Annotated in this window: 8 protein-coding genes; 7 read left to right on the forward strand and 1 reads right to left on the reverse strand. The window is 61.8% G+C overall.

Annotated features, from left to right (window positions below; all coding sequences use genetic code 11):
- Positions 1-493 precede the first annotated feature (493 nt).
- The 7 genes from JSS27_21545 to JSS27_21575 all read left to right on the forward strand — a co-directional run bounded on the left by JSS27_21545 (position 494) and on the right by JSS27_21575 (position 7,696).
- On the forward strand, positions 494-1,354 hold the full coding sequence (locus JSS27_21545) for an alpha/beta hydrolase (protein MBS0211535.1): 861 nt from the start codon (positions 494-496) through the stop codon (positions 1,352-1,354).
- 106 nt (positions 1,355-1,460) lie between these two features.
- The gene (locus JSS27_21550; GenBank protein MBS0211536.1) at positions 1,461-2,627 is read left to right on the forward strand and encodes a hypothetical protein; all 1,167 of its coding nucleotides are present in this window, start codon (positions 1,461-1,463) and stop codon (positions 2,625-2,627) included.
- Between the two features lie 348 nt (positions 2,628-2,975).
- The gene (locus JSS27_21555; protein MBS0211537.1) at positions 2,976-3,761 is read left to right on the forward strand and encodes a (Fe-S)-binding protein; all 786 of its coding nucleotides are present in this window, start codon (positions 2,976-2,978) and stop codon (positions 3,759-3,761) included.
- Positions 3,761-5,152 carry a lactate utilization protein gene (locus tag JSS27_21560; protein MBS0211538.1) on the forward strand — a complete coding sequence of 464 codons (1,392 nt, stop codon included), beginning with the start codon at positions 3,761-3,763 and terminating at the stop codon, positions 5,150-5,152. The genes JSS27_21555 and JSS27_21560 overlap by 1 nt, the downstream gene beginning before the upstream one ends.
- A 215-nt stretch (positions 5,153-5,367) precedes the next feature.
- Entirely contained in the window at positions 5,368-5,829 is a 462-nt protein-coding gene (locus JSS27_21565; protein MBS0211539.1) for an LUD domain-containing protein, read from the forward strand.
- Positions 5,830-6,038: 209 nt separating this feature from the next.
- Positions 6,039-7,091, forward strand: coding sequence for a peptide chain release factor 2 (gene prfB / locus JSS27_21570; protein MBS0211540.1), 1,053 nt, complete (start codon positions 6,039-6,041; stop codon positions 7,089-7,091).
- A 35-nt stretch (positions 7,092-7,126) separates the two neighbouring features.
- A complete protein-coding gene (locus JSS27_21575) occupies positions 7,127-7,696 on the forward strand; it encodes a hypothetical protein (GenBank protein ID MBS0211541.1) in 570 nt (189 codons plus the stop codon).
- A 220-nt stretch (positions 7,697-7,916) separates the two neighbouring features.
- Here JSS27_21575 and JSS27_21580 read toward each other — a convergent pair whose 3' ends face one another.
- Positions 7,917-8,969 (reverse strand): dihydrodipicolinate synthase family protein, encoded by a 1,053-nt coding sequence (locus tag JSS27_21580; GenBank protein MBS0211542.1) that lies wholly within the window; start codon positions 8,967-8,969, stop codon positions 7,917-7,919.
- Positions 8,970-9,001 lie beyond the last annotated feature (32 nt).

A 9,001-nucleotide genomic window follows, 5' to 3' on the forward strand; every position in this document is an offset into this window, starting at 1 on the left:
CTCTGCCGGTGGTTGCTGACTCGCGCATTTCAAATCGCAATGATGGGCCGGCAAATCGAGCAGTTTCGCTCGGTTAGCTGGTCATTCTTTTTTCATTTGCACGGCAGCGCAGCCCAGCCCGGCAATTGTTGCCGACAGCCGCCGGCCGCACGTATGATGAACCACCGTCAGGCTTTACCGAGTTGTCGCGATATGATTCGACCACGGTACAAAGGCTAATTCGACCACGACGACGCGACGGGCACGACGTTAAAGCAAAGAGATTCTCACCACAGAGGCACAGAGATCACAGAGAGGACAACGCGGAGATAAACAGGACAGTTCATTCTTTTCTCCGTGTCCTCTGTGCCTCTGTGGTGAATTTCTTTTAAGAAGTCTTTACGTCGTGACCGTCGTGTCGTCGTGGTCGATCTAATCTGCCTTGATCCATGTAAGACATTCGCCTCGAACCTCAACTAGAATCAAAACTTTTACACACTCCGGGGCATGTTCCATGAAATTGTTTTCGATCCTCGCGCTGGTTGGCGCTCTGTTATTTGTCGGAACGGCTACCGGTGCCGAGCCCAAGACCTTCTCCTATGGCCAGGACTCGAAGCAGAGTTTGAACGTGTACGTGCCGGCCAAAGCGCCCGCGTCTGGTTCGCTGCCCGTGCTGGTTTGGGTTCATGGCGGCGGCTGGCGCAACGGCGACAAGGATAATCGCTCGGGCAAGGCGTTGTGCCAGGCCTGGGCCGACCAGGGGACCGTGGCCGTGGGGCTCGACTATCGGTTGACGCCCGCGGTCAAGCATCCGGCTCATGTCGAGGATGTGGCGGCCGGCGTTGCCTGGGTCCACACGAACATCGCCACGCACGGCGGCGACCCGCGCCGGGTCTTCCTGCTGGGACATTCGGCGGGGGCTCATCTGGTGGCGCTGGTGGCGACCGCGCCGCAGTTTTTGCAAGCGCACGACCTCGCCCCCAGCGACGCGCTGGCCGGCGTAATGCCGATCGACACGGCCAGCTACGATCTGACGGCCACCCGAGCGCCGATCGTCCGCAAGATGATCAGCGACGCATTCGGCGACAATCAACCGACGCTCGTCGAGGCGTCGCCTTTGTTGCAGGTGCGGAAGCATCCTGCCGGCTGCCCGGCGTTCATCATCGCCACGGTCAAGCAGCGTCCCGAGGCGGTCGAGGAGTCCGAGTCGCTTAGGGCGGCGCTCCCCAAGGCCGAGTTGATCGTCGTCGATTATCCGGGCAGCGGGCAACTGGCCGCGCACGGCCTGATTGCCAAACACCTCGCCGACTTCGACAAGGACATGACCAAACGCCTGCTGGCATTCGTGCTGGGCAGCAAAGAATCAGCGCAGTAGTTGACGCCCAGTTCGTCGTGATCGCCGCGAGATGATTTGGTGCCCACAGGGCACCCTACGAAACAAGCGAGCAGTCGTAGGTTACGTGAGTTTGAGAGGGTCGGAAATGTCTCGTGTTGGCTTGATATCTTGTGTTAGCAAAAAGCAATCGACTGCTGCTCAAGCGAAAGATTTGTATTGCTCCGCGCTTTTTACGAAGTCGCGTGAATATGTTCAGCAACGGTGCGACTCCTGGTTCATCCTTTCGGCCAAATATGGACTTTTGGAACCGAACGAATTCATTGAGCCATACGAGGAGACATTAAACGCCAAGTCAGCGAAGGAACGATTTCAATGGGCTGACGATGTGTGGAGTTCTTTGCGTTCTCGCATTCATCCGGGCGACGATATAGTCGTACTTGCAGGTGAGCGGTACCGCGAACGTCTTGTACCACTTATCTCCGCACACGGATGTCGGGTCGACTTGCCAATGCAAGGACTTGGGATCGGTCGCCAGTTGCAGTGGCTCTCAAACCAGCAATCGCAACCTCATCGGCAACGGGATGTCGAGCGACTTTATCAAGCGCTGCATTGTCTGGAAACCAGCATCGATGGAATGCGTCTCCTTTCCGCGTGTACTGGCTCACAAGGATGGCCCTGCCGCGGCGTTTATCTCTTTTTTGAACCCGGTGAAGTTAGGAGAGGGTCAGTTGAGTCGCGTGTCGTCCGTGTTGGAACACACGGTGTTAGCCGAGGCTCAAAAGCCACTCTTTGGAATCGCCTTCGGACACATCGAGGATCGAACGACGGTTTGGGAAACCATCGTGGTTCAGTTTTTCGCCTTCACGTTGGCGCGGCAATGTCCGCAGCGAATCCGAGGATTGGTGTGCCGACCTGGGGAATTGGAAGCTCAGCAGACGCACAAACTCGCGCTGCAGAGCAGAATCTCGAACGTCTGGTATCCAGGCATATTGGTGCGATGCATGTTTTATGGCTAGCAGTTGACGACGAAGCAGGGCCAACGAGCGACCGAGCATATATTGAGCGCAACTTGATTGGATTGCTTGTTGGCAAGTCTGGCCCTGTGGATACGCCTGCAGACAACTGGCTAGGACTATTTAGTCCAAATGTTCGTATTCGCGATTCTGGGCTTTGGAATCTGGACTTTCTTGAATACCGCTACGACTCTGACTTTCTAGACGTGTTGGACGAATACGTTCTTATAACCACAAAAAAACGCCCACAACCATCGAACTCGATTGCTCCACAAGGCTGGAGTCAGGCCGAGGCCTGACCTACAAGTTTTCCATCAAACCTCTCTCCCCTCCCCTGTCTAACGTCGTGCCCGTTGTGTCGTCGTGGTCGATTTGATTGCCCGAATGCCCGCAAACCCGCGGTTAAAACCATGCCCGGCCCCCCGCTTGGCTCGGCCCATCGCGCCGTTTATGCTGATGGTTTCGGCACAAGCGTATCATTACCATCGGTCAGCGTTGTAGGCCAGGCCTTGGCCTGACGAAGTTGTGGCCACAACCATGTCAGGCCAAGGCCTGACCTACGGCTGGCACGCATGTTATGCCATTGCCCCAAAGCATAAGCCCGCCCGCGATTGGGCCGGCCCCTCGGTTGTCATCGGAGTCTCGGTTTGCCTCGCGTCGGTCTGTTCATCCCCTGCTACATCGATCAGCTTTATCCCGACGTCGGGCTGGCCACGGTCGAAGTCCTCGAACGCTGCGGTCAGCAGGTCGAGTTCCCCGAGCAGCAAACCTGTTGCGGCCAGCCCATGGCCAACACCGGCTGCACCGCCGACGCCCGGCCAGTGGCCGAGTTGTTCGTGCGAACCTTCGCCCCGTACGACTACGTCGTCTGCCCGTCGGGTAGCTGCGTGGCAATGGTCCGTCAGCACTACCACGAGTTCTTCCACGACGACCCGACCTACCTGGCGCTACGGAAGAAGACTTTCGAGCTGACCGAATACCTAGTCGACGTGCTGGGCCTGACCGGTTGGCAAGGGCGCTTCCCGTATCGGGTGGGATTGCATCAAAGCTGCCACGGCCTGCGCGAGTTGCGCCTGGCCAGCAGCAGCGAAGTCGTTGGCCCCAGCTACAGCAAGACCCGACAGCTGCTCGGCTCGCTCGACGGCATCGAAATTGTCACGCTCGAACGCCCCGACGAATGCTGCGGCTTTGGCGGCACGTTTTCGGTGAACGAAGAAGCGGTCTCGTGCATGATGGGGCTCGATCGAATTGCCGATCACCAGCGGGCCACGGCCCAGGTGCTGACCGCGGTCGACATGTCGTGCCTGATGCACCTCGAAGGGCTAATTCGCCGCCAGCGCACGCCGCTGGCCGTGATGCACGTGGCGCAGATTTTGGCCGGTCGTGCCGTGCCGAATGTTACGGCGACCACGGCCGCGGGAGCGAATGGCTAATGCAAGTCTCGCTGCCGATTACCCATCCCGAAAGCGCCGCCGAGTTCACGGCCAACGAGTCGCGAGCCCACTGGCACGACCAGGCCTTGTGGTTCGTCCGCGTCAAGCGCGACCGGGCCGCGCGGACCTTAAACGAGTGGGAAGCGCTCCGGGCGCTGGCCTCGCAGATCAAATCGCACACGATGTCGCGCCTGGGCGATTATCTGGAACAGTTCGAGGCCCAGGCGACCCGCCGCGGCGCGATCGTCCACTGGGCGCGCAACGCCGATGAGCACAATCAGATCGTCCTCGACATCTTGAAGAAGCACAACGTCCATCGGGTGGCCAAGAGCAAGTCGATGCTCACCGAGGAGTGCCACCTGAACCCGTTCTTGGAACAGCACGACGTGACGGTGGTTGACACCGATCTGGGCGAGTGGATCGTGCAACTGCGTCAGGAGCCGCCGAGTCACATCGTGATGCCGGCCATCCATATCAAGAAGGAAGAAGTCGGCGCGCTGTTCCACAAGCACCTGAACACCGAAGCCGGCGCGACCGACGCCACGTACCTGGCCTATGCCGCGCGGCAGAAGCTGCGCGATGTGTTCCTGGCCGCCGAGGCGGGGATCACCGGCGTCAACTTCGCCATCGCCGAGACCGGCGGGTTCGTCGTCTGTACCAACGAAGGGAACGCCGACCTGGGGGTCTCGCTCAACAAGCTGCACATCGCCTGCATGGGGATCGAGAAGCTGATCCCGCGGGCCAGTGACTTGGGTGTCTTCTTGCGCTTGCTCGGCCGTTCGGCCACGGGTCAGCCGATCACCGCTTACTCGTCCCACTTCCACGGGCCGATTCCCGGCGGCGAGTTGCACATTGTCTTGGTCGACAACGGCCGCAGCCAGATTCTGGACAGCGACGAGTTCCGTGGCGCGCTCAAGTGCATCCGCTGCGGCGCGTGCATGAACACGTGTCCCGTTTATCGGCGAAGCGGCGGGCACAGCTACCATTCGACGATTCCCGGCCCGATCGGTTCGATTTTGCATCCGGCCCGCGATGCCGCGCAGCACGCGACGCTGCCGTTTGCGTGCAGCCTGTGCGCGTCATGCACCGATGTCTGCCCGGTGAAGATCAACCTGCACGAGCAATTGCTGATCCTGCGCAGCGTGATCGCCGGGCGCAAATTGCTGAGCGGGTCGAAGCGCCTGGCCATGCGTCTGACGAGTTTTGTGTTTCAACGCCCGCGGCTGTATGCGTTCCTGGGGGGCGTCGGCCGCCGGGTGATGTCGATCATGCCGCGCTGGCTGGTCTACAACCGGTTCAATCCTTGGGGGCGACAGCGCGAAATGCCGCCGACGCCGCGCCAGAGCTTTCGCGAGCTTTATCGCCAACGGCGCGGGAAGGATCGCGCATGACCGGGCGAGAAAACACGAATAGCCGTGATACGATCCTCGGTGCCGTGCGCGCCCGCCGGCGCGAACCCGTCGAACTGCCCACCGTCGCGGGCAGTTGGACCACCTACGCCGATCCGGCCCGGCAGTTCTGCGACGCGCTGGCCGGCGTCGGCGGGCAGGCGGTTTCGGTCGTCGACGCGTCGCAACTGGATGACGCGATCCGCGCGATCGGACCCATGCAAGACGCCAAGAAGATCATCTGCCGCGTGCCCGGTATGGCGCTGGGCAACGTAGAACTCGATACGCTCGATCTGCCGGCTCACGTGCATGACATCGACGTGGCGATCTTGCCAGGCATGTTTGGCGTGGCCGAGAACGCCGCCGTTTGGGTGACCGACGCCGGCATCAAGCATCGCGTGGTTTACTTCTTGCCGCAACATCTGGTGCTGGTCGTGCCGCGCGCGGAGATCGTCAATCACCTGCACGAAGCGTACGCGCGGCTCCAATTTCCCGGCGCAGGCTACGGGCTGTTTATCTCGGGGCCGTCCAAGACAGCCGACATTGAACAGTCGCTAGTCATCGGCGCGCACGGTCCCCGGTCGTTGACCGTGGTGCTGGTCGGCGCGTACGATACGAGTTCAGCCACGGCGAGCGCGGCCTCGGCCCAGCCGATCGACCCCCGCTTCACCGGATACTGAAAAAGAACCCTTCTCCCTCGGGGAGAAGGTGGCGGCGCTAGCCGCCGGATGAGGGTCACGCGTCAATTGTGCGCGACGTGACGACTCTCCCCCCTGCTATTCAGCCAGAGTTTTGTTCGCCCTAGGGAGTCATTCGATGGATCGCGAGTTGTCTGATCGTTCCGAGCGGATTCGCCAGCGGCTAATGCAGTTGCGAGGCTCTCTTTGACCTGGCCACGAAGCAAGCCCGGCTGGCGGCGATCGAACAGGAAATCTCCGCGCCCGAATTCTGGGACAGCCCGCAAAAGTCGCAAGCGGTGATGAGCGAGCGGAAATCGCTGTCGCTGTTGGTCAAGCCGGTGGTCGAGCTGGAAAAGTCGCTCGATGACGTCGGCGCTATGCTGGAAATGGGGTCGGACGACGCCACGTTCAACGACGAAGCTCGCGCCGAGCTGATCCGGTTGGAACCGCTGGTCGACGATATCGAGACCAAGGCCTTGCTCAACGGCCCGCACGACGCGGCCGGCGCGCTCGTGTCGATCAACTCGCGCGACGGTGGCGTCGATGCCTCGGACTGGGCCGAGATGCTGCTGCGAATGTACATCATGTGGGCCGAGAAGAACGGCTACGACGTCGAAGTCCTCGATCGGCAAGACAACGAAGAAGCCGGCATCTCGAGCGCCACGATCGCCGTCCGCGGGCCAATGGCCTATGGCTACTTGAAAGGCGAGACGGGCATGCACCGGCTGGTCCGCATCAGCCCGTTCAACGCCGAAGGAAAACGCCAGACGAGCTTTGCCGCGGTCGACGTCTCGCCCGAGGTCAACGACGACGTGCAGATCGAACTCCGCGACGAGGATATTCGCGAAGACGTGTTCCGCGCCAGCGGGGCCGGCGGCCAGCACGTCAATAAAACGTCGAGCGCCATTCGTCTGACCCACCTTCCCACCGGCATCGTGGTGAGTTGCCAGAACGAGCGAAGCCAGCACAAGAATCGCGCCCTGGCGATCAAGATGCTGAAAGCGCGGTTGGCCCGGGCCGAGGAAGAAAAGCGCGAAGCGGCGCAAGCGGCCAAGTACCAGTCGCAGGCCAAGACCGGATTCGGCTCGCAGATTCGCAACTACTTCTTGCACCCGGACCAGCGGGTCAAGGACTCGCGAACCGGTCACCTGGTCGGCAACTTTCAAAGCGTGCTGGACGGCAACGCCCTGCAAGGGTTTTTGGACGCATTTCTGCGCTGGCGCGTCGGGCAAGGGCCGGCGGTGGTAGATAACGACGAATAGGCTTGCGCGCTTTCTCAGATTGACGCTCGCATCGAATGACCAATGACCAAATCCCAATGACCAATGCCGGCGTACGTGATGCCGATCTCAATCGCATTGTCGCTGGGCGGTTGATTGTCGAGTTCGTGCGGCAGGCCGATCGAGTGGGGCATCGATTGCTATATCAAGTCGCGGCCGATTGGGTCGTGCCGGTGTTCCAATCGATCGAAGGTTCGCCCGACGAGCGCTGGCCCGCCAGCCCGGCGTTGCAACATTTGCACTTCGAGACACAAGCCGGCCGGCGCGTGGCGCTGTTGGTCGGCATGGCCGGCCGCAGCCACTGGTCGGCGAGCGTGTCGACCGACGAGGCTGGCGAGGCGTTGATCTTTGACATCGCCTGCCGGCTGCACAGCCCGGCCGAGCGCTTGGGAAGCGAGTACCGCGCGGCAACGTGGCCTGCGGACGTCCCGCGCCCGGCGCTCGAATGGTCGCTGGACCACGCCCGCGGCGCGACATTCGCCTGGCAAACCGGTGGCGATTTGCAGCAACTCTGTGCAAGCGAGATTGCGGCCCCGGTGACAACCATCTGCTGGCGCTACACGATTCGCGAAGCATACCCTTGCTAACGGTCGGCGCAAAACCCTTCTCCCTCTGGGAGAAGGTGGTGAGCGTAGCGAACCGGATGAGGGTCACGTATCAATCGCGTGCGGCATCGCGAAGACAACAGCAACGGGGACCCTCATCCGCCCTTCGGGCACCTTCTCCCGGAGGGAGAAGGGTTGCTTCAACCTCGCGCGTCAGCGCTATCCGTCAGCGCGGTGCATACCAAAAAACTTGCGCCACGCCTCAAGCCAGCCAGCTGTCCAGGTTCTCGCGCACGAAGTTGTCGTCGACAAGATGTGGATACGCGCGGCAGACGCGATCGATCTCGTCGGCCTGTCCCGGGCTCAACTGCTCGTGCTCGTCCAGGCACCAGACCCCTGCGAGCAACCCTTGCCGCCGCAGCGCTTCATGGACGCCGGGAATGCAGCCCACGAAGGCGTTGGCTGCGTCGAAGATGGCCGCGTTCATGTCGGTCACCTCGGCGGCCCGGGTGAGCCACTTCTGGGCCAGTGGCCCGTCGCCGGCCACCGCCGCGTGGCATTGTTCCAACAGCTCGACCGCGCGGCGCGTCCAGACCGCCCAATGACCCAGCAGGCCGCCGACGATCCGCCTCTCGCGCGCTTGGCCGTTGTGCATGAACCGGAATGGTGTCAACAGATCGACGACAATGTTGTCGTCGTTGCCGGTGTACAGGGCGATGTCGTCGCGGCCCGATTCGGTGACGGCGCGGATCACGTCGAGCGTCTTGTACCGATCGAAGGCGGCGATCTTGATCGCCACCACGTTTTCGATTTCGGCGAACCGCCGCCAGAACGAATACGGGAGCACGCACCCGCCGATGGTGGGCTGTAAGTAGAAGCCAATGACGGGAATCGCCTCGGCCACCGCCCGGCAGTGTGCGACCAGCTCGTCCTCGCTGGCCTTGGCCAGGGCCGACAGACTCAGCAGCGCCGCATCGTAGCCCAGCTCGCGCGCCGTGCTGGCTTCGGCGACGGCTTGCCTGGTTGCGCCACAAACGCCCGCTACGCGGACGAGCGGTCGACCCGCCGCGGCGCGAGACAGTTCCTCGGCCGCCAACCGCAACACCGGTTCATAGAGTCCATAGCGCGGTTCGCGGATGGCGAATTGCGTGGTGTGGACGCCGACAGCCAGGCCGCCGACGCCAGCCGCCGCGTAGTAACGGACCAGGGCTCGTTGTCGCCGCTCGTCCCAGCGCCGCTCGGCCGTCAGCGCCAACGGGCTGGCCGGAATCACGATTCCCTGGAGCAATCGGGTGCGCAGGTCGGATGAAGTCATCGATTGCTCCTAGAGCCTGTTATGCACTTGAG

Source organism: Planctomycetota bacterium, from assembly GCA_018242585.1.
In the GTDB taxonomy this organism is placed as follows: Bacteria; Planctomycetota; Planctomycetia; order Pirellulales; family PNKZ01; genus JAFEBQ01.

Coding starts and splice junctions, on each gene's coding strand:
- JSS27_21565 (MBS0211539.1), top strand. CDS start 5,368: ATGCAAGACGCCAAGAAGATCATCTGCCGCGTGCCCGGTATGGCGCTG.
- JSS27_21575 (MBS0211541.1), top strand. CDS start 7,127: ATGACCAATGACCAAATCCCAATGACCAATGCCGGCGTACGTGATGCC.
- JSS27_21550 (MBS0211536.1), top strand. CDS start 1,461: ATGTCTCGTGTTGGCTTGATATCTTGTGTTAGCAAAAAGCAATCGACT.
- JSS27_21580 (MBS0211542.1), bottom strand. CDS start 8,969: ATGACTTCATCCGACCTGCGCACCCGATTGCTCCAGGGAATCGTGATT.
- JSS27_21545 (MBS0211535.1), top strand. CDS start 494: ATGAAATTGTTTTCGATCCTCGCGCTGGTTGGCGCTCTGTTATTTGTC.
- JSS27_21560 (MBS0211538.1), top strand. CDS start 3,761: ATGCAAGTCTCGCTGCCGATTACCCATCCCGAAAGCGCCGCCGAGTTC.